The organism is Rhizobium sp. 16-488-2b, assembly GCF_017741815.1.
In the GTDB taxonomy this organism is placed as follows: Bacteria; Pseudomonadota; Alphaproteobacteria; order Rhizobiales; family Rhizobiaceae; genus Rhizobium.
In genome coordinates this window covers 1-20607 of record NZ_JAGHMF010000006.1, presented here as the reverse complement: position 1 = coordinate 20607, position 20607 = coordinate 1, and the positions used below count along the sequence as shown (strand labels likewise).

Sequence of the window (20607 nt, the reverse complement as noted above, 5' to 3'; positions counted from 1 at the left end):
CTTATGATGAACCGGCGTTCATCCGAACGGGCGATGCGATGAAGGGCTCGATAACCGCGCTTGAGACGAGCGGCAGACGGCGTTTCGTGGTAGTCTCCTCGCAATAGCAAATGCCAATCATCAAGGGAGGATGAGGCGATGCTGGAAGCGGACAAGATCTTCGCCGGCTCCGTTCCGGAAAATTACGACCGCCACATGGTGCCGCTGATTTTCGCATCCTATGCCGCCGACCTGGCGCGGCGGGCAGCCGCCCTCAAGCCGAAGGCGGTGCTCGAGATCGCGGCCGGCACCGGCGCCGTCACACGGGCGCTTGCGCCACTGCTCCCGCCAGGCGCGACCTATATCGCGACCGACCTCAACCAGGCCATGCTCGACTATGCCCGCTTGCACCAGCCGGCCGAGGATCGTGTCGTCTGGCGACAGGCCGATGCCATGGCGCTGCCCTTCCAGGATGCGAGTTTCGACCTCGTCTGCTGCCAGTTCGGGGCGATGTTCTTTCCGGACCGACCGGCGGCCTATCGCGAGGCACGGCGGGTGCTCAAGCCAAACGGCCGGCTTCTGTTCAGCGTCTGGGACCGGATCGAGACGAACGTGTTCGCCGACGACGTGACCAAGGCGCTCGCCACCGTGTTTCCTGAGGATCCGCCACGCTTCGCCGAGCGCACGCCGCACGGCTATCACGACCGCAACCAGATCCGCGACGATCTCGCGCGCGCCGGATTCAAGGAGATCGAGATCGACACCCGCCCAGATATCAGCCGCGCGCCATCGGCCCGCGAGGTGGCCGTCGCCTATTGCCAGGGAACGCCTTTGCGAGGCGAGATCGAGGCGCGAAACCCTGCGAAGCTCGAGGCCGCGACCAAGGCGGCGGAGGCGGCGCTCGCGAGCAAGCACGGCAACGGCGAGATCGCCGCCAAGATCCAGGCGCATGTGATTTTGGCCTCGGGGTAGGTTTGCCTCATCCAGCCCATTGCGCGGCCCGGCCTCTTTGGAGCATAGGAAGATTCAAACGGAATCAATCCTTTAGGGAATCGCAATGAACCTTATCGAAGAGCGCGTGGCGATGGCGCGGGCGGGCACGAACCCTTATGTGATCTGCCGCATGCGTTCAGGCTGGCTTGTCATCGGCGATGTGCAGCCGCTGCCGGGCTACTGCCTGCTGCTGGCGGATCCCGTCGTGCCGAGCCTCAACGACCTCTCTCCCGAGGCGCGCGCCGCCTTTCTCGGCGACATGGCGCTGGCGGGCGACGCGCTGCTCTCGGCGACCGGTTGCGCCCGGGTGAACTACGAGATCTGGGGCAATGCCGAGCCTGCCCTGCACGCGCATATCATGCCGCGCTATCTGAGCGAGCCCGAGGACAAGCGCCACCGCCCGGCCTGCATGGGCTATTCGTGGGCAGAGGCGGCGAAATCGGGCGACGGCGAGGCCGCTCTGGTGGCCAAGCTGAGAGGGTATATCGAGGCGCAGGGGGCTGTGGTTTGATCGACACGGCGGCCGCGAACTCGACCTTCGGGCGCGCGCGGTCCCTTGATCGTTTAAGACAACAGCACCACATTCTCGAAGAAATCAAAAAACACTCGCCGCAAGCCACAGCTGCGTGAAAGGAGCACTCCATGGCCGATACGACGATCGCCAAGGTTCACAAGACCGATGCCGAGTGGAAGGAACAGCTCACCCCCGAGCAGTACCGCATCACCCGCCAGCACGGCACCGAACGGGCCTTTACCGGCCCCTACTGGGATTCATTCGAAACGGGGCTCTACAGCTGCGTTTGCTGCGACGCGCCGCTGTTTCGCTCCGACACCAAATTCGACGCCGGCTGCGGCTGGCCGAGCTATTTCGAGGCGGTTTCGCCAGACGCGGTGACCGAATATCGCGATACCAGCCACGGCATGGTGCGCACCGAAATCCGCTGCGGCAATTGCGAGGCCCATCTCGGCCACGTCTTCCCCGACGGCCCACCGCCGACAGGCCTGCGCTACTGCATCAACGGCCACTCGATGGTGTTTACGCCGGACAAGTGATGGCGATTCGGATTAATTACGCCCGCCCGGGAGACTGCGGCGGGCGTTTTGCGTTTGTGGTGTGGAACGGCTGCCGTCCCTCTCCGCCGTCGGGGCTCCGGTTCACCCCGAAGACGACGTTGAGAGGGAGGAAGCGCTTTTGCTTCAATAGGTTGCCAACGTCGGCAACACACTCCGCCGTCATGCTCGGGCTTGTCCCGAGCATCTAAGCACGTCTCCCGGAATGCAACGGTGATGGTGCTTTCGGCGGGCGCTTATGCGATGCCGGCGCGCCTACCGGGTGATCCACTCACGTCCAGCCCGTTGCGGCGTGCTTAGATCCTCGGGACGAGCCCGAGGATGACGTCACGAGGGAGGAAGTGATGGCGTTTCAATGGGTTGCCGGGTCGAGGCTCCGCCGTTTCGATCATTTACTGACGCCGGCCACATACTCAGCCGTCATGCTCGGCCTTGTGCCGAGCATCTAAGCACGCCTCCCGGAATGCAACGGTGATGGTGCTTTCGACGGGTGCCCATGCGATGTCGGCACGCGCACTGGGTGGTCCATTCACGTCCAACCCGTTGCACCGTGGTTAGATCCTCGGGACGAGCCCGAGGATGACGTCGCGAGGGAGGAAACGCTTGTGTTTCAATGGGGTGCCGAATTCCCTCTCACCCTTTAAATGGCTTTTCGTCGCCCCTCGCACGCCACCATCAGCCGGGCACCCGCAGCTCCATGAACGTCAGGTCCAGCCAGCGGCCGAACTTGATGCCGACTTCGTGGAAGGTGCCGCCGTTGCGGAAGCCGAGTTTTTCGTGCAGCGCGATGGAGGCCTTGTTGCCGGCCTCGATGCCGGCGATCATGACGTGGATGCCGTTTTCGCCGGCGCGCTTGATCAGCGCCGTCATCAGTTGCTTGCCGATACCCGCCCCCTGGTGGTCCTTTTCGACATAGACGGAATGCTCGACCGTGTGGCGGAAGCCTTCGAAGGCGCGCCAATCGCCATAGGAGGCGTAGCCGGCAATCTTGCCATCCTTCTCGGCGACCAGAACCGGAAAGCCGCGGGCGCGGCGCATGGCGAACCATTCGCGGCGGTTGTCGAGATCGACGACCGTCTCGTTCCAGATCGCCGTCGTGTGCTCCACCGCGTGATTGTAGATATCGCGGATCGCGGCCAGATCGGCCTCGGTGGCGTCGCGGATGAGGGTGGGTTGCGTCATGATAGTCTATCCACTATAAATTCACTATGTCCACTATATCAGACAATTTCGATCGCTGTCTAGGCGGTCGCGTCCGCGCCGAGCGGGAATTGCGGGGATGGTCTCTGAGCGACCTTTCGGATCACTCGGGCGTATCGCGGGCGATGATCCACAAGGTCGAGCGCGGCGAGAGCAGCCCGACGGCCTCGCTGCTGGGCAAGCTCTGCGGCGCCTTCGGGCTGACGGTATCGTCGCTGATCGCGCGCGCCGAGGCGGGCAGCCAGCGGCTGCGCCGGCGCGAAGACCAGCCGCTTTGGACCGACCCGGAGACCGGTTATACGCGGCGCCATGTTTCGCCGGATGGCAGCCCGTTCGATATCGTCGAGGTCGAACTGCCCTCAGGCGCCCGCGTCGCCTATCCGGCCGCATCCTTCGTGTTTCTGCGGCAATGCATCTGGGTGACCGAGGGGGCGCTAACCTTCGTCGAGGGCGAGATGGTGCATGCGCTTGAGACAGGCGACTGCCTGCTGCTCGGGCCGGCGGTGGATTGCGAGTTTCGCAACGATAGCGACGAGACCTGCCGCTATGTGGTGACGCTGACGAAGACTGGATGAATATTGGTGGGTGTCACGCCGGGCTCATGCTGAAGCAGGTGAGCACCGCGGTGTAATGGACCGCGGCAGCCGCGACGACGAAGCCGTGCCAGATGGCGTTCTGGAAGCGCAGTTTTTCCCAGACGTGGAAGATCACGCCGAGTGAATAGATGATGCCGCCGATGACGATCAGGAGCATCGAGGCATAGGGGATGCGCTCGGCGACCGGCCCCGCGACCATGACGCCGCTCCAGCCCATGGCGAGATAGAGCAGGATCGCCAGACGGTCGTAGCGGCCGGGAAAGACGCATTTCAGGAACACGCCCATGAAGGCCACGGCCCAGATGCCGATGAGCATGCCGAGAAGTAGAGGGTTGTCGGCGCCGCGCTCGAGGAACGGCGTGTAGGTGGCGGCGATCAGGATGAAGATCGAGGAATGGTCGAGCCGGCGCAGGAACCACTTGGTGCGCGAGACCGGCCAGGCGTTGTAGGAGAACGAGATGCCGAGCGTCAGCACCAGGCCGAGGCTGTAGATCCAGGCGGCGGCGAGTTCGCCATGCGAGGACCAGACGGTGGCGTAGAAGATCAGCACGGTAGCACCGACCAGCGCGAGCGCCAGCCCCACGCCGTGGACGATGCCATCGGCGATCAGCTCGTATTTGTCATAAGCCCAGCGGATGCCGTTGAACTCGCCCATGCAGACCATGCCCCATTCGTTAGGCCGGGATCGTCGCATCGAAATGGTTTGCGCGCAACACAAGCGCTGTGTGTCCGGTATAAATCTTCGTGAAGCCGGATGAGGCGGGAGGCCGTGGCAGCCTCCCGCATCTCCGCCTCCCTTTTATAGGCTTGCGCTCACGCCTTGCGGCGATCGACCAGCACCGAGCATTTGGCGTGGCGCACGACGCGGTCGGCGGTGGCGCCGATGAAGTAGTTGCTGAAATCGGGCATGTGCGAGGAGAGGATGATGAGGTCGGCCTGGTTGGCCTCGGCCGAGGCGATGATGCCGCTGGCGGGCCGGCCGTGGCTGATCTCGACTTTGGCGGGAATGCCGGTGCTGACGATCAGGCCCTGCAGCTTTTCCTCAGCATCCTTGGCGGCGTTTTCGATCAGGTCGACGGGGATATCGACGCCGAGATAGGTCGGGATGTCCTCGACGACGTTGAGCATGATGATTTCGCCGCCGCTATCGAGCAGCGAGGCGGCCTTGCGGAAGGTCATTTCCCCGTTTGCGAGCGCGCCGATTTCGACCGCGACGATGATCTTCCTGTACATGATGCAACTCCTCTATGACTGCATGTAATGGTGACAATATCCTCCTGAAATACATATGGCGCTTTGATCGAGATCAAGCTGGCAGCTCGATCGGGATCAAGCTGGCAGCTCGATCGGGATCAAGCCGGTAGCTCGATCGGGATCAAGATCACGCGCGGAAGTCGTCAATGGATATCGAACGCTTCATCGTCAAAAACGGGACTTCTGTGAACAATCGCGATGCGCCATATAGGATGCAAGTACAGCGGCCAGAGGACCCATCACACGCATGCACCGGCGAACCTTCCTTGGCATCGCTATGGGCAGCAGTTTGCTGCCGGCGCCGGTACGCCCTCCTTATCCCGGGCAGGAGACCCAAAGATGACCACCACACAGACTTCCTACGCGCTGACGCGCCCTGCCTATGTCGATCACTCGCATCTCGTCGTGACCGACCTCCCCACCGTTTCGGCCTTCTACCAGTCGATGCTCGGGCTCAAGGTCATCGAGAAGACGGCGAGCGGCGAAGTGCTTGGCGTCGGCGAAACGCCGCTTTTGACGCTGACGACGGGCAAGGATGTGCGCACCGCGCCGCGCAACGCCGCCGGTCTTTTCCACACCGCCTTCCTGATGCCATCGCGCACCGAACTGGCGCGCTGGCTGCGCCATGCCGCGCATAACAATGTGGTTCTCGACGGCGCGTCCGACCATCTGGTCAGCGAGGCGATCTATCTCTCCGATCCCGAGGGCAACGGCATCGAGATCTATTCGGACCGCTCGCCGATGCAGTGGAAATTCCACCAGGACGGACAGGTGGAGATGGCGACGCACCGGCTCGACCTGCAGGCGCTCTATGAGAGCGCGCCGCAGGATACGTGGACCGGCATGGCCGATGGCTCGGCGATCGGCCACATCCACCTGCAGGTCGGCAACATTCCCGAGGCCGACCAGTTCTATCGCGACGTGCTCGGCCTGAAGATCATGGCGCGCTATCCGGGCGCCAGCTTCTTTGCCACCGGCGACTACCACCACCATGTCGCCGCCAACATCTGGAACAGCCGTGGTGCGGGCGCCCGCACCGAGGCGATGACCGGGCTTTCCGACTACGCACTGCGCTTCAACGATACCGCGGCCCTCGACAAGGCCGTCGCCAAGCTCGACGAACTCGAGATCAAGAGCGAGAAGCGCGACGGCGGCGTGTTCCTGCGCGATCCCTGGGGGATCGGGCTGACGTTGTCGGCGTAAGTTCCTCTCTAAAGATGATTGTTGCAGCGCCCACCTTTCGGTGGGCGTCTTGCATTCCAACCCTCACGTCGGCCATGCCGGCGCGGCCGGGCTTTCGAAGTGGTCGGCGAAGAGGGTTTCGGTGAGGTAATCGACCAGCACGCGGACCTTGGGCGACAAATGCCGGTTCGAGGGCCAGAGCATGTGGAACTGGCCGGGGCCATCGATATAATCGTCGAGCACGGTGCGCAGCCGGCCTTCCGCCAGCCGCCGCCTTGCCAGAAAATCCGGCATGCAGCCGATGCCGAGGCCGGCTTCCACCGCGCCGCCCAACGCTTCCATGTTGTTGCAGACGAGCAGGCTGCGGATCGCCAGTTCCGGCGCGCCTGATTGCATGGAAAGCGGCCAGTCCTGCAGCTTGCCGCTGTTGGGAAAGCGAAAGCGGATGGCGGCGTGACCGGCGAGATCGGCCGGAGTCTTCGGCGTGCCGTGCGCCTCCAGATAATCGGGTGCGGCGCAGAGCAGCATGCGGAACGGCCGCAGCGCCCGCGACATCAGCCGGGAATCCTGCAGGTCGCCGCTGCGGATCGCCACATCGACACCCTCGTCGATCAGATCGACGATGCGGTCGTTGAAATCGAGATCGAGCTCCACTTCGGGATACAGGCGGACGAAGCCGGGCACGACCGGCAGCAGAAGATGGTAGCTGACCAGCGGCAGACTGAGACGCAGCCTGCCGCGCGGGGTGGCGACGGCGGCCGCAAGCGAGGCCTGCGCATCCTCAAGATCGTCAAGCACACGGCGGCAGCGCTCGTGAAACAGCCGCCCCTCCTCCGTCAGCCTTATGCTGCGCGTCGAGCGTTGGAAGAGCCGCACGCCGACCTGCCGTTCCAGCGTCGTCACCGCCTTGCCGACGGCGGAGGCCGACAGGCCGAGCACGCGCCCGGCGGCGACGAAGCTGCCGAGATCGGCGGTTTTCACGAAGGCCGACAAGCCGCTGAGCTGATCCATATTGCGCTTTCCACGCTCCCTATTCGAGCGAATTTTTCCATGATGAACGGCATCGTAGGCCGCTTATCGCGATATTGAAGCGAATTTATCTTGTCTGTGTCCTTGGCGATAGGCCTCCCGCTATCGCCGCGCTTCACCTTTCACACAGGCGGATTTCTCATGACACGACAACTCTCGACACCGCTTGGCGGCGCCGGCGCAAGCCGAACCGGCAGCATCAGGAAGATCATGGCGCTGGTCGGCATCTGCGCTGCCGCAGCCGCCATGCCGCTGACCTTCACCGGGCCGGCGGTGGCACTGCCAGCGATCAGCCGCGATCTCGGCGGCCGCCCGATCGCGCTCAACTGGGTGACCAATGCCTTGATGCTGACCTTCGGCAGCAGCCTGATGGCATCAGGGGCGCTCTCCGACAGCTATGGCCGCAAGCGCATCTTTCTCATGGGCCTCGTCGCCTTCCTGCTGTTTTCCGCAGGCCTCGCCTTCGCCCCTGACATCGTCTGGTTCGACGTGCTGAGAGCGCTGCAGGGCATGGGTGCGGCGGCCGCCTTTTCCGGCGGCATGGCGGCGCTGGCGCAGGAATTCGAGGGTAATGCGCGGATGCGCGCCTTCAGCATCGTCGGCTCCAGCTTCGGCGTCGGCCTCGCCTTCGGACCGATCGCCTCCGGCCTGATGGTCGACAGCTTCGGCTGGCCGGCGATCTTCGCGCTCGTCGTGGGGTTGGGCACCATCGCCTTTGTGCTCGGCTCCATCTTCCTGCACGAGACGAGCGACCCGGAGGCCAAGGGGCTCGACTGGGCGGGTGCGGTAAGCTTCACGCTGGCCTTGGCGCTGTTCACCTATGGCGTTCTGCTGGCGCCGGAGAATGGATGGGGCAGCCCCTCCGTCGTAGCGCTACTCGTCGCCTCGGCGGCACTTTTGGCCGGCTTCTGGCTGATCGAGCGGAGGACGGCGCGGCCGATGCTCGATCTGACGCTGTTTCGCTATCCGCGCTTCGTCGGCGTGCAGCTTTTGGCCGCCGCGCCGGCTTACGCCTTCGTGGTGCTGCTCATCCTGCTTCCCGTGCGCTTCGTCGGTATCGACGGCATGAGCGAGGTGGGCGCCGGGCAGATGATGATCGCGCTATCCGGGCCGCTGCTGGTACTCCCCGTCGTCGCCGGCCTTTTGACGCGCTGGTTTACGGCGGCCGTCATCTGCGGCGTCGGGCTGCTGATCGCGGCGGGTGGGCTGTTCTGGCTGTCGACCATTCCGACGGGCGTGCCGGCCTCGCAACCGCTGCTTCTGATCGGGCCGCTTCTGACGATCGGCATCGGCATCAGCCTGCCCTGGGGCCTGATGGACGGGCTTGCCGTCAGCGTCGTACCGAAGGAACGGGCCGGCATGGCGACCGGGATTTTCAGCACGACGCGCGTTGCCGGCGAAGGGGTGGCGCTCGCCATCGTCAGCGCTGTTCTTTCGGCGTTGGTTGGCGCCCGGCTTGGGTCAGGTCTTGGTGGGTCAGGTGAAGAGGCGGCGCGGGCGGCACAGCGGCTGGTGACCGGCGATCTTGGCGCCGCGGCGGAAGTGATGCCTCAGATGGGTCGCGAGGCGCTGGCGATGAACTACGCGCAGGCCTTCAGCACGCTGCTCATCCTGCTCGCGAGTATCACGATTTTCACGGCGGTCGTGGTGGTGGCGTTTCTCGGCCGCAAGGAGCCGGACGCCGTTTCGGAAGCCGCCGTTTGCGACAGTCCGGCGGGCTGAAACATCGGATCTGGCAGGGCCGCGGCGGTGCTCCAAACGGGCACGAAACGCAGCGGCCCTGCCTCCCCGCCGTTGCGTTCCTGATGATGCGCCTCAGATGAGGCGAGAATTCGGCATTCCCGCTTTGACACAGGCGGAACCGGAATGAGTTTCGCGGCGTTCTAGGTGCGAAGCACAGGGGCTTCCGGGGAACGACTATTCATGGGTATTGCCAACGGCATTCGCAAACAGGCGAGCAAGATCGCAATTGGAGAACGGCGGGTCAGTTCATGGGCGAAAAACATGACTGACGCAGAGGAAGCCATAATACAGGCGCCGGTGCGGCGGCTGGAGAAGGATGGCCTAGACATTTCAATGGCCTGGGCGATCATCGGCATCTTCGTGATCCTCGCTCTTTCGGCCGTCTACATGATGTCGCTGGTTCTGATCCCGCTGACGCTTGCCATTGTCGTCGGCATGATCCTTGGGATGCTGGCGGAGAAGCTGACGAAGCTCGGCGTGCCCCGCATCACCAACGCCGTGATCCTGTCGTCAGCCGTGGCGCTCATCATCTTCCTCGTCGCCAATTCGCTTGCGGGCCCGCTGACGACGCTTGCCAACGAGGGCCCGGACTTTGCCGAGAAGACGGCGAACCGGCTGATGCCCTATCTCGAGCGCATCAAGTGGCTGCATATCACGCCCGAGACCTTCCAGAGCGGGCCGATGTCGGCAGAAAAGCTGCTGGAGAATACCGGTAACATCCTGCATCTCGTGACAGCGAACCTGACGCCGGCCCTGGTGCAGGCGCTGATCTTCTTCGCCGCACTGCTGCTCTTCCTGATGGGCCGCGTCAGCCTGCGCAAGTCGATCATCATGGTGTTTCGCGAGCGCTCGCAGCGTCTCGCCGCCATCCGCGTCATCAGCAGCGTCGAACAGGTGCTGGGCTTCTATTTCGCCACCGCCTCCGTCATCTATGCCTGCCTCGGCGTCGTCATGACCATCATCGCCTATGCCGGCGGTTTGCCGTCGCCGGTGCTCTGGGGCTTCTTCGCGTTTCTCTCGAGCTTCATTCCCTATCTCGGCATCACCATGATGACGCTCGCGATCGCGATTGCCGGCATCATCACGCATGATGCGCTCGTCGTCGGGCTGATCCCGGCAGCGGCCTTCTTCACCGTCCACCTGCTGATGGAAAACCTGATCTTCCCGGCGGTGATGGGACGGCGGCTGGAGATCAACGCCTTCGTCGTGTTCCTCGCCATTCTGTTCTGGACCTGGATGTGGGGTGCGGTCGGCGCTATGCTGGCGCTGCCTCTGTCGCTGATCGTCATGACCATCATCGACGAGCTGTTCATCGAAGAAAAGCAGCTGCCGCAACTGCCGAAGTGAGGCCGCCATGTCCGAGATAGAGCTGAAGAGCCTGAGCCAGGATCGATTGACCAGCGGCCGTTCGCCATGGGGCAACGGCGTCAGCCGCCCGGTCTTCGCGCCGCTCACCGATCATCTCCAGGTCGATGCCCTCGTCATCGGCGGCGGCGTGACCGGCGCGCTGATGGGCCAGCATCTGGCCGAGCGCGGCCTGTCGGTTGCGATCGTCGACCGCGAACATCCGGGGCTGGGAAGCACCGCTGCCAGCACCGCGATGCTGCAATGGGAGATCGACAAGACGCTGACGGAACTCGAGCAATTCTACGGCTTCGAGCGCGCCGTCGGCATCTACAGGCGCAGTGCGGCGGCCGTATCGGGCCTTGCCAAGCTGATTGCCGCCTACCGCATCGACTGCGCCTTCCAGCCGCGCCGCTCGCTTTATCTCGCCAGGAACCACGAGGGCGCGCGCGATCTCGCGGTCGAGGCCGAACTCCGGCAACGCGCCGGGCTTCCGAGCCGCTACCTCGAACATTGCGATCTCTTCACCGAATTCGAAATCGACCGCGATGCCGGCATCCTGTCGCGAGGCTCGGCGGAGGCCGATCCGCTGCTGCTCACATGGGCACTGCTGCGGATGGCGGCGAAGGATGGCGCGCGGCTCATCGATGCGTCCGTGACGAGGCTGCACAGCGAGGGCAACCGCGTGACGGCGGAAACAGATGGCGGCTTCGTGATCGAGGCGAAGACGGCGGTGCTCGCCACCGGCTACAGCCTGCCCGATATCGCGATGCCGAAGCTGCACCGCACGACGTCGAGCTGGGCAATGGCGACCGTGCCGCAGGAGCCGGGCACGCTGTGGCGCGACCAGGCACTCATCTGGGAGGACAGCCACCCTTATCTTTACATGCGCACGACTGGCGACGGCCGTATCGTTGTCGGCGGCGAGGATGACGACACCGTCGATCCGGCGGCGCGCGACGCGAAGGCGCCGGAGAGGATCATGACGATCCGCGAGAAGATGAAACTGATCTGGCCCCGCGCGGACACCCGCGTCGCAACGGCGTGGTGCGGGACCTTTGGCGAGACGGTCGACGGGTTGCCGCTGATCGGGCCCATGCCTTCGCTGCCGCATGTCTTTGGGGCTTATGGTTATGGCGGGAATGGGATCACGTTCTCGTATCTGGCGACGCAAGTGATCGGGGCGATGATGTCGGGGACGTATCGCGATTGGTTCGATGATTTCGCGATGGATCGGGATGGGCCGGGCGGTGGTTCGCGGCGGGATGAGACGGCGCGGGTGGAGATGGCGGTGCGGTAGAGTGGGGTTGGTGGGGCTTAGGTTGAGCCCGGAGCCACTCGTTGGGTTTTGACTAGATATCCGCTCGCTAGGTTGTGCCGTGTGATACCCCCCTCTGCCCTGCCGGGCATCTCCCCCACAGGGGGGGAGATTGGCTGGGGGCGGTCGCTCGCTCCGACATCAACGTTTGGATGGGAAGCACGTCACGAGTCGATCTCCCCCCTTGTGGGGGAGATGTCCGGCAGGACAGAGGGGGGTAACACGGGTTCCGATCTAGAGATCGTCTTTCCGCAGGTTAGCGCCAGAGAGCCACCCTACTCCGTCGTATCATCATCCCCACGATCCTCGACATCCTGCAGCCGCACGAACTCCGTGCCCTTGGCTTTCAGATCGAGGATCGCTTTCGCCACCCCCTCGCCGGCCGCATGCGTCGGCTGGTTGATGTGGGAAATGACGACGTCGCCGTCCTTGGCGGATGAGATGCGTTTTTCCGTGATCGCAGCACCAAGAAGCGAGCCGCCGTCGCCGTTTACCGAGTAGCCGGCGATGCGGTAGCCCATGGCGCGGATCTGGGCGATCGAAGAGAGGTCGTATTTGGCGGTCGAGCCGCGGAACCAGCGGGGGGCCGGGATGCCGGCGGCGAGCATGGCGTCGGCGCCGCCCTGGACTTCGAGGCGCACGGCTTCGGGAGAACCGGCCGACGCGATGCCGTAGATCGACACCGGCTTGTCGACGGCGGGGATATGGTTCTGGCCGTGATTTTCCAGTTCGAACAGATCGGGATTGGCGAGCATGACCTGCAGCGCTTGCGGATTGTGCTTCAGCCAGCGGGCGGTGACGAAGATCGTCGCAGGGATGCGTTCGGACACCAGCACCGAGAGGATACGCTCGTCGGCCTTGCCCATGCAGGCGTCGAAGGTGAGCGCGACGCGGGCATGGCCCTTGATCTCGGAGCGGGCGACGCGCAGGTGCGGCTCGACGAGCTTCGTGGATGATGTCTGCTTGGGCGGCGTCTGCCTGGGCGCGGCCTTCGGGGTGGACTTCGGCGCCGTGTCTGCGGTCCCCGGGTCCGACGATAGCGGGACAACGGGCGCGGGCATGGTGGCCGCAACGACGGGCTGGATCGTCGCCGTTTGCCCGGCAGCGGCAGTTGCGACCGGGGCAAGTAGCAGCGCCGAGGTGAGGACGAGGTTTTTCATTGTGCCGGGACCGTGGAGTTCAAACCGAGTTCAGATGGCAGCAGCCGTAGAATGATCGCATCGGCCGCTTCCACGGCAAATTTACGGCCGGTTCGGCGCATTGCTGTTTCAGTCGATAAATAAGTAGCCGCCGCGCGGCAAGTGCGGTCAGCCGGCCGAACGCTCATCGAAGGCGGCGCGGGCTTTTTCCACATCCGGCAGTGACTTGATTGAGCGTCTCAGTCTACACGAATGCGAAACGGCGGCTCCATCAGGGCCGCCGTTTTGCTTTGGTCTGGACGAGAGGCTGCTGCCGGCTCAGTCGTAGAGGTAATATTTGGTCCACTTGTCGCGCGGAACCTTGTCGCCGATCTGGTAGCTCAGCTCGCGCACATTGATGTGCTGGGGGCCGGTGATGCAGCTGTAGGACAGGTGATACCAATCGCCCTTGCTGCGAAACACAGCGCCCGGGGCTTCCAGTCGGTCGTCGCTCGGGACCGGGTCCTTGAAGGTGTAGGCGATCACCTTGTCCGGCTTGTAGCCGGTGGCGTCCTTGTTGATGCGGCTCATGGCCTCGGTGTCGCAGCTCTGTTCGAGGCGCGTCGCGGGGTCGAGCTTTTCGAGCTGCTTCTTGATCGCCGGATCGACGGCGAAGGCGGTGGGTGCAAAGGCGGAGGCGGCAAGGCTGAGAGCGGTCAGAACAAGGGCGATACGTTTCGGCATTACTGAAGAAATCCTTTGCAAGCTCATTCCGGAATGCTGCGCGGCCGGTTCAGCAGAGGCAGCTTTGAGGGCCGCCCGCCCATGGCAGAATTCCGCACGATGGGAGCGGACTTTCTTAAATATTGTGGTCACATCAAGGCAAGGTGAGGATTGCTTGGGTTTTGCACAGTCACCATTTAGCGAGCGTCGCATGGCACTCTTGCGCGTGGCTTTTGCCGCTTGATCGACAGCGCTTGCGTCTCTATCTCTTCACAACCTGAAATGCCGACCCCGGAGCTCCCCTTGTCCGTCTTCAAGAACCTGCCGAACCCGCCCGTTGCGCCGAAGAAGCCGCATTCCGACACGCGCCATGGCATCACCCGCACGGACGATTACGCCTGGCTGCGCGCCGACAACTGGCAGGCGATGTTCAAGGATCCCTCGATCCTCGACCCCGAGATCCGCAAGCATCTGGAGGCGGAAAACGCCTATATGAACGCGGCGATGGAAGACACCAAGCCGCTGCAGAAGACGCTGTTTGCCGAGATGCGCGGGCGTATCAAGGAAGACGACAGCTCGATCCCGATGAAGGACGGGCCTTTCGCCTACGGCACCTTCTTCGTGACCGGCGGCGAGCAGCCGCGCTATTTCCGCATTCCGCGCGACGCCGACATCAAGGACGAGAGCCAGCGCACCGTGCTGCTCGACGGCGACAAGGAGGCCGAGGGCAAGGCCTATTTCCGATTGGCCGGCATCGACCATTCCACCGATCACGATCGCGGCATCTGGGGCTATGACGACAAGGGCTCGGAGTTCTACACGCTGAAGGTTCGCGACCTGAAGACCGGGGAGGACCTTCCCGATCTGATCGAGAACACCGGCGGCGGCGGCGCCTGGGCGCCCGATGGCAAGAGCTTCTTCTACTCGGCGCTCGACGAGAACCACCGCCCTTCGAAGGTGTTCCACCACATCATCGGCACGCCGCAGTCGGAAGACCGTCTGGTCTACGAGGAAGAGGATGCGGGCTTCTTCATGGGCGTCGGCGGCTCGCTGCTCGACGACTTCATCTTCATCGACATTCACGACCACGAGACCTCGGAATACCTGCTGATCCCGACCAGCGACCTTACCGCCAAGCCGAAGATGGTGGCGAAGCGCGAAGAGGGTATCGAGTACACGCTGACCGAGGGCGGCGACGTGTTCTACATCCTGACCAACGACGGCGACGCCAAGGATTTCAAGATCATGGAAGCGCCGGTCGATAATCCAGGCAAGGAGAACTGGCGCGAGGTGGTGCCGCACAAGCCGGGCACGCTGATCATCAGCCACATGGCCTATGCCCGCCACCTGCTCTGGCTGGAGCGCAAGGACGGCCTGCCGCAGATCATGATCCGCGACCGGGCGACTGGCGAGGAGCACGCAATCGGCTTTGCGGAAGAGGCCTATTCGCTCGGCCTGCAGGGTGCCGCCGAATACGACAGCGACGTGATCCGCTTCTCCTACTCCTCGATGACGACGCCGTCGCAGCTCTACGACTACAACATGGTGACGCGCGAGCGCACGCTGTTGAAGACGCAGGAAGTGCCCTCGGGCCACAATATCGACGACTACGTCACCCGCCGCGTCTTCGCGCCTGGTTGGGACGGCGTCGAGGTGCCGGTGACGCTGCTTTATCGCAAGGACACGCCGCTCGACGGCTCTGCCCCCTGCCTGCTCTACGGCTACGGCGCCTATGGCGTGACCATTCCGGCGAGCTTCAACACGAACTGCCTGTCGCTCGTCGACCGCGGCTTCGTCTATGCCATCGCCCATATCCGCGGCGGCAAGGACAAGGGTTTTGCGTGGTACGAAGACGGCAAGATGGAGAAGAAGACCAACACCTTCAAGGACTTCATCGCGGCGGCCGACTATCTGAATCAACAGAAGTTCACGTCTTACGCAAACATCATCGCCGAGGGTGGCTCGGCCGGCGGCATGCTGATGGGCGCGATCTCGAACATGGCGCCGGAAAAATTCGCCGGCGTCATCGCCGCCGTTCCCTTTGTCGACGTGTTGAACACCATGCTCGACGACACGCTGCCTCTGACCCCGCCGGAATGGCCGGAATGGGGCAACCCGATCGACAGCCGCGAAGAGTACGAGCAGATCGCCGCTTACTCGCCCTACGACAATGTCGAAGCCAAGCCCTACCCGCCGATCCTGGCGCTGAGCGGGCTTACGGACCCACGCGTGACCTATTGGGAGCCGACCAAGTGGGTGGCAAAGCTGCGCGACAAATCGACCAGCGGCGCGCCGGTGTTGCTGAAGACCAACATGGACGCCGGCCACGGCGGGGCGTCGGGGCGGTTTCAGCGGCTCGAAGAGGTTGCGTTCGAGTATGCGTTTGCGGTGAAGGTGGCAGGGAAGATGTAATCCGCTTGCGGGGTGCCGTGGGGTACCCCCTCTGCCCTGCCGGGCTGCCGGGGCCGAGCCGCTTGTCTCGGCCCGCGCTCCGCGCCCCCCACAGGTGGGGAGATTGGCTGGGCGCGGCCGCTCGCTCCTACCTTGATTGTTTGGCGTAGACCTTAATCGCGAGTCGATCTCCCCCCTTGTGGGGGAGATGTCCGGCAGGACAGAGGGGGGTAATTCTTGATCCCCCGCCAACGGAAGGAGACACCATGCCCGTCTACATTGCCCTCCTCCGTGCCATCAATGTCGGCGGCACCGGCAAGCTCCCCATGACGGAGCTGAAGGCGATCTGCGAACGGCTCGGCTTCACCGACGTCAAGACCTATATCCAGAGCGGCAACGTGCTGTTTCGCGCAAACGCCAAGGAAGCCGATGTCGCACGCGTGTTGGATGGCGCACTCGGCGAAGTGCTGGGCAAGAAGCCCGGCGTGACGGTGCGCAGCCGCAAGGAGATGGAGGCGATCGTCGGCAAGGCGCCCTTCCCCGATGCCAAGCCGAGTTTTCTGCTCGTCAGCTTCCTGCCCGAGATTGCGCCGAAGGATGCGCTCGACAGGATGGTGGCGCCTGACGGAGAGGAGGCTGTCGTCGATGGGCGGGAGATTTATGTGCACTATCCCATCGGCTCCGGGAAATCGAAGCTCAAGCTGCCGGCGCTCAATGCCGGCACATCGCGCAACATCAATACCGTTCGCAAGCTCGCCGAAATGGCGGCCGCGATGGAAGATGGCTGAGACCCGCTTTACGGCGGCGGCGCGTTATTTTAGTCTTCACTAAATCAGAATGACATCGCATCTGTTTCCTGCTTGCCGGGAGGGACCGATATGGCGAAGTACAGAGCGCATCTGCCGCAGCTCGACGGCGGGTTTTATGCGAGTGACGGGGGCATGGAGACGACCTTCATCTTTCACGACGGGATGGAGCTGCCGCATTTCGCCTCCTTCGTGATGGTTGACGACGAGGAAGGGCGGGACCGGTTGCTGGTCTACTATCGCCGCTATCTCGACATTGCCCGCAAGCACCGGACCGGCTTCATCCTGGACACGCCGACATGGCGCGCCAATCCCGACTGGGGCGCGAAGCTCGGCTATGACGCCGCGGCGCTGCACCGGGTGAACCTGGCCTCGATCGATCTGCTGCTGCCGCTTCGCGACAGATACGAGGAGCCGGGGCGGCCGATCGTGATCTCAGGGGCGATCGGGCCGCGTGGCGATGGCTACAAGGCGGGTAACATGAATGCTGCCGAGGCCGAGGATTATCATGGCGCTCAGATCAGAAGCTTCGCGGAAAGCGAGGCCGACATGGTGGCCGCCTATACGCTGACGAACATCGACGAGGCGATTGGCGTGGCGCGCGCGGCGACGGCGAGCCATATGCCCTGCGCGATCTCGTTTACGGTGGAGACAGACGGCCGGCTGGTGACAGGGCGGAGCCTGCAGGATGCGATCGAGACCACGGATGCGGCGACCGGCGGCTCGCCGGCCTACTACATGATCAACTGCGCGCACCCGACGCATTTTGCCGGCGCGCTCGACGCGGACAGCGGCTGGACGCGGCGCATCGGCGGGCTGCGCGCCAATGCTTCGCGGATGAGCCATGCGGAACTCGACGAAAGCGAGACGCTCGATGCCGGCGATCCCTCAGATTTCGGGGAGCGGTATCGGGTGTTGCTGCGGAATATGCCCAGCATCCGGATTGTCGGAGGCTGTTGCGGCACTGATCACCGCCATGTGGCGGCGATCTGCGAGGCTTGTGTGCCCGCGGCCTGAGCTCTCAATGCTCGGCGTGGGCAGCCTTGTTGCCGCCGTGGCCGCTGATATCGGCGCCGGCAGTGCGTGAGAAGCGCAGGTTCCAGAAGGTGGCGGTGAGCGAGACCGCGGTCACGAACAGGAAGGCGGCCGAGAAGTCGTGCAGTTGCGGCGTGTCGCCGCTGCCGGTTGCCGACATCGAGACATGCAGCACGAAGGCGCCGACGCAGATGCCGAGCGACAGCATCAGCTGCTGGAAGGTCACGTAAAAGCTGGTAGCGGCGCTCATGCGGTCGCGCTCGATCGCGTCATAGGCGACCGTGTTGTAGGCGGTGAACTGGAACGACATGAAGAAGCCGCACATGACGAGCACCGCGAAGATCAGCCCGAGCGGCCAATCGGGCCTAAAGAAGGCGCAGAGCGCATAGCCGAAGGTTGCGGTGAAGCCGTTGAAGACCAGCGCGTTGCGGAAGCCGAAGCGGCGCAGGATCCTCGGCGCGAAGGCCTTCATCGCCATGGAGCCGATGGCCGCTGCCGTCACCAGCTGGCCGGCCTTGGCGGCGGAGAGGCCGAAGCCGAGCTGGAAATAGAGCGGCAGCAGGAAGGGTTGCGCGCCCTGGGTGATGCGGGTGAGCGAGCCGGCGATGACGGACGTGCCGAAGCTCGGCACCTTCATCAGCGAGAAATCCATGATCGGCGCGGGATGCTTGCGCGCGTGCTTGAGATAGGCGATGCCGAAGAGCACGCCGATCACGATCAGGAACAGCGCGAACATCCCCTCGCCCGGACGGCTGGAGCTCTCGAAGCCGAAAAGCAGCGAACCGAGCGCGATGCCCGAGAGGATGAAGCCGATGGTGTCGAAGCGCTTCTTCGTCTCGCCCTTGAAGTTCTCGATGAAGATCGAGACCAGGACGAAGCCGAGGATGCCGATCGGCACGTTGATGTAGAAGATCCAGCGCCAGTCGAGATAGGTGACGATCATGCCGCCAACGGGTGGGCCGAGGATCGGGCCGATCAGCGCCGGCACCAGCAGCCACGACATGGCATTGACCATGTCCTTGCGGGCGACGCTGCGCAAAAGCACGAGCCGGCCGACCGGCATCATCATGGCGCCACCGAGCCCCTGCAGCAGGCGGGCAAACACCAGACACCAGAGATTGGGCGAGAGCGCGCAGCAGATCGAGCCGAGAACGAAGACGACGATGGCCCAGCGGAAGACGGTGCGCGAGCCGAAGCGATCGGCAATCAGGCCGCTTGCCGGAATGAAGATGGCGAGGCTGAGCAGATAGGACGTCAGCGCGATACTCATCGACGGTGCGCTGACGCCGAAATCGCGCGCCATGGTGGGAAGTGCGGTGGCCAGAACCGTGGCGTCCAGCTGCTCCATGAACATGGCGCTGGCAACGATCATCGCAATCAAGCGGAAATTGAGTTGCGGTCGTCCAACGACAGCCGCCTGGTAGATCTGATCCGACATCGTCAGGGATCGCTCGCGAAGACGCGGCTCAAGCGCGAAGGCAATCGCCGCGGGCATGAAATGGCAAAGCGCCAAGGGTGAATGAAGTTTTTATATACGCCCGCAAATGTGGCGGGGTTATGCTGAAATGGCAAGGCTGATGTGAGCTCAGCGTATGGGTGTATCAGCGATGATCGCGCATCAGCGTTTCGTAGTCGCGACCGCCGGAAAAGATGTTGGTGATGAGGATGGTTTCGGCCTCGACGCGGTAGAGAATGACGATGCTGCGCTCGAAAACAGCTAGGCGCAAATTGGCACCAAGATCAGGTCGCGCAACGCCGCCAAATGGGGCGTCGCCTATGCGGCTGCAGCGATCCCGCAATCGCTTAAGATACAAAACGGCCGTTTGCCGACTGCCGCTTCGCTCGAGAACATAGTCGAAGATCGATTTCAGGTCGCGCTGCGCCGCTCCGCGGAACGTGACACCGTAAGCCTTCATTGCCGGCTCGGCTCGACCGCAAGCGTCTCCAGCCAGTCATCGATTTCCTCGATGCTCAGGCTCGGCCGGGGATCATCGAGCGATTCCTGCACGCGCGCCCTTATGGCGGCGATGCGTTCCTTGTGCTCTTCCTCCTGGCGCATCCAGGCGCGCATGGCGGCGCGGATGACTTCGCTGGTCGAGGCGAAGGCGCCTGCATCGATCTCGGCATTGATCACATCGACCATTTCCGTTGGCAGCGTGATGCTGAGCTTTTCCATGTGTGGCTCCCGCGTTGGCGTCTGGAGGTGCGATTTAATCCTACCACTGCGGCCAGGCCGCAGCAATCGGCGCGGGCGCTACGTCCTATTTCCGAATTGCTTTCTCAGCCAACAGGCTCAAGCTTTCACCCGAGGAGCTCCGCGGCGCCTTGGCCGTCGGCGAAAATGGGAGAGAGGGGCAGATGCGTCTACATCTCATCGTGGCGGCGGCGACCATTCTCGTGTCGGGGAGTGCCGAGGCCTATCAGAAATGCGGCGGCAGTCCCTCGGTCGATGTCTACTGGGAAAAATCGGTCCTCAGCGTCAACGGCACCTTCTACCAGATGAAGAGCGAGAAGCTCGGAAAGAAAAGCGCGCGGCTCGTCGGCCACGACATGGCTTTCGTCAAAAGCAAGGGCGGCAACGACGTCCTGATCCGCAATGGCGGCAGCACCCGCTACACTTGCCAGAAGACCGAGGGTGAATTGGGCGCGGTCAGCATCGTTCCATACCGGGCCAACACGGTCGTCAAGTCCACGGCGGAGGTCGAATTCCCTGACGACACTGGCAAAGGCACGCAGGCGTCTTCCCGCAATGGCCGTGGCAAGGGCGGCGGCGGTGGGGGTGGTGGGGGCGGTCACGGCGGAGGAGGCCGTGGCCATGGCGGAGG

21 protein-coding genes are annotated in these 20607 nt (G+C 63.6%); 12 read left to right on the top strand and 9 right to left on the bottom strand.

Annotation, left to right across the window (positions count from 1 at the left end; translation table 11 throughout):
- The first annotated feature begins 138 nt into the window (after positions 1-138).
- From J5286_RS06045 to msrB, 3 genes are all read left to right on the top strand, one after another.
- Positions 139-951, top strand: a complete 813-nt coding sequence (locus J5286_RS06045; protein ID WP_209189649.1) for a class I SAM-dependent methyltransferase — start codon at positions 139-141, stop codon at positions 949-951.
- Between the two features lie 85 nt (positions 952-1036).
- Positions 1037-1483 carry an HIT family protein gene (locus tag J5286_RS06040; RefSeq protein WP_209189648.1) on the top strand — a complete coding sequence of 149 codons (447 nt, stop codon included), beginning with the start codon at positions 1037-1039 and terminating at the stop codon, positions 1481-1483.
- 131 nt (positions 1484-1614) lie between these two features.
- Positions 1615-2025, top strand: a complete 411-nt coding sequence (gene msrB, locus J5286_RS06035; RefSeq protein WP_113239661.1) for a peptide-methionine (R)-S-oxide reductase MsrB — start codon at positions 1615-1617, stop codon at positions 2023-2025.
- Between the two features lie 693 nt (positions 2026-2718).
- Here msrB and J5286_RS06030 read toward each other — a convergent pair.
- Positions 2719-3225 (bottom strand): GNAT family N-acetyltransferase, encoded by a 507-nt coding sequence (locus tag J5286_RS06030; RefSeq protein WP_209189647.1) that lies wholly within the window; start codon positions 3223-3225, stop codon positions 2719-2721.
- Positions 3226-3251: 26 nt separating this feature from the next.
- On the opposite strand from J5286_RS06030, the gene J5286_RS06025 reads away from it, so the two are divergent.
- Positions 3252-3818: a helix-turn-helix domain-containing protein gene (locus J5286_RS06025; RefSeq protein WP_209189646.1), complete on the top strand. Its 567-nt coding sequence runs from the start codon at positions 3252-3254 to the stop codon at positions 3816-3818.
- 13 nt (positions 3819-3831) lie between these two features.
- Here J5286_RS06025 and trhA read toward each other — a convergent pair whose 3' ends face one another.
- On the bottom strand, positions 3832-4503 hold the full coding sequence (gene trhA, locus J5286_RS06020; RefSeq protein WP_183796376.1) for a PAQR family membrane homeostasis protein TrhA: 672 nt from the start codon (positions 4501-4503) through the stop codon (positions 3832-3834).
- Positions 4504-4652: 149 nt separating this feature from the next.
- The gene (locus J5286_RS06015; RefSeq protein WP_209189645.1) at positions 4653-5072 is read right to left on the bottom strand and encodes a universal stress protein; all 420 of its coding nucleotides are present in this window, start codon (positions 5070-5072) and stop codon (positions 4653-4655) included.
- Between the two features lie 360 nt (positions 5073-5432).
- Between J5286_RS06015 and J5286_RS06010 the strand changes: the two genes are divergently transcribed.
- A complete protein-coding gene (locus J5286_RS06010) occupies positions 5433-6296 on the top strand; it encodes a VOC family protein (protein WP_209189644.1) in 864 nt (287 codons plus the stop codon).
- Between the two features lie 63 nt (positions 6297-6359).
- Here J5286_RS06010 and J5286_RS06005 read toward each other — a convergent pair whose 3' ends face one another.
- Positions 6360-7286 carry a LysR family transcriptional regulator gene (locus J5286_RS06005; protein WP_209189643.1) on the bottom strand — a complete coding sequence of 309 codons (927 nt, stop codon included), beginning with the start codon at positions 7284-7286 and terminating at the stop codon, positions 6360-6362.
- Positions 7287-7514: 228 nt separating this feature from the next.
- Here J5286_RS06005 and J5286_RS06000 point away from each other — a divergent pair, with 228 nt between their 5' ends.
- The 3 genes from J5286_RS06000 (at position 7515) to J5286_RS05990 (ending at position 11691) form a co-directional block, all read left to right on the top strand.
- The gene (locus J5286_RS06000; protein WP_209215332.1) at positions 7515-9026 is read left to right on the top strand and encodes an MFS transporter; all 1512 of its coding nucleotides are present in this window, start codon (positions 7515-7517) and stop codon (positions 9024-9026) included.
- Between the two features lie 201 nt (positions 9027-9227).
- Complete coding sequence (locus J5286_RS05995) at positions 9228-10394, top strand: AI-2E family transporter (RefSeq protein ID WP_209189642.1); 1167 nt, start codon at positions 9228-9230, stop codon at positions 10392-10394.
- Positions 10395-10401: 7 nt separating this feature from the next.
- Entirely contained in the window at positions 10402-11691 is a 1290-nt protein-coding gene (locus J5286_RS05990; RefSeq protein ID WP_209189641.1) for an NAD(P)/FAD-dependent oxidoreductase, read from the top strand.
- A gap of 293 nt (positions 11692-11984) precedes the next feature.
- Here the strand turns inward: J5286_RS05990 and J5286_RS05985 are convergent, their stop codons facing one another.
- Together J5286_RS05985 and J5286_RS05980 are read right to left on the bottom strand one after the other, a co-directional pair.
- Positions 11985-12869 (bottom strand): polysaccharide deacetylase family protein, encoded by an 885-nt coding sequence (locus J5286_RS05985; RefSeq protein WP_209189640.1) that lies wholly within the window; start codon positions 12867-12869, stop codon positions 11985-11987.
- A gap of 297 nt (positions 12870-13166) precedes the next feature.
- Positions 13167-13571, bottom strand: coding sequence for a DUF930 domain-containing protein (locus tag J5286_RS05980; RefSeq protein ID WP_018902520.1), 405 nt, complete (start codon positions 13569-13571; stop codon positions 13167-13169).
- A 282-nt stretch (positions 13572-13853) separates the two neighbouring features.
- Here J5286_RS05980 and J5286_RS05975 point away from each other — a divergent pair, with 282 nt between their 5' ends.
- From J5286_RS05975 to J5286_RS05965, 3 genes are all read left to right on the top strand, one after another.
- Positions 13854-15962 carry a S9 family peptidase gene (locus J5286_RS05975; protein ID WP_209189639.1) on the top strand — a complete coding sequence of 703 codons (2109 nt, stop codon included), beginning with the start codon at positions 13854-13856 and terminating at the stop codon, positions 15960-15962.
- A 245-nt stretch (positions 15963-16207) separates the two neighbouring features.
- The gene (locus J5286_RS05970; RefSeq protein ID WP_209189638.1) at positions 16208-16729 is read left to right on the top strand and encodes a DUF1697 domain-containing protein; all 522 of its coding nucleotides are present in this window, start codon (positions 16208-16210) and stop codon (positions 16727-16729) included.
- A 90-nt stretch (positions 16730-16819) separates the two neighbouring features.
- Complete coding sequence (locus J5286_RS05965) at positions 16820-17764, top strand: homocysteine S-methyltransferase family protein (RefSeq protein ID WP_209189637.1); 945 nt, start codon at positions 16820-16822, stop codon at positions 17762-17764.
- A 4-nt stretch (positions 17765-17768) separates the two neighbouring features.
- On the opposite strand, the gene J5286_RS05960 is transcribed toward J5286_RS05965, so the two are convergent.
- From J5286_RS05960 to J5286_RS05950, 3 genes are all read right to left on the bottom strand, one after another.
- Positions 17769-19220 (bottom strand): DHA2 family efflux MFS transporter permease subunit, encoded by a 1452-nt coding sequence (locus J5286_RS05960; protein WP_209189663.1) that lies wholly within the window; start codon positions 19218-19220, stop codon positions 17769-17771.
- Positions 19221-19383: 163 nt separating this feature from the next.
- Positions 19384-19698: a type II toxin-antitoxin system RelE/ParE family toxin gene (locus tag J5286_RS05955; protein ID WP_209189636.1), complete on the bottom strand. Its 315-nt coding sequence runs from the start codon at positions 19696-19698 to the stop codon at positions 19384-19386.
- Positions 19695-19958, bottom strand: a complete 264-nt coding sequence (locus J5286_RS05950; protein ID WP_209189635.1) for a ribbon-helix-helix domain-containing protein — start codon at positions 19956-19958, stop codon at positions 19695-19697. The genes J5286_RS05955 and J5286_RS05950 overlap by 4 nt, the downstream gene beginning before the upstream one ends.
- A 182-nt stretch (positions 19959-20140) precedes the next feature.
- Between J5286_RS05950 and J5286_RS05945 the strand changes: the two genes are divergently transcribed.
- A partial coding sequence (locus J5286_RS05945; RefSeq protein ID WP_209215331.1) for a hypothetical protein occupies positions 20141-20607 on the top strand: 467 nt, incomplete at its 3' end.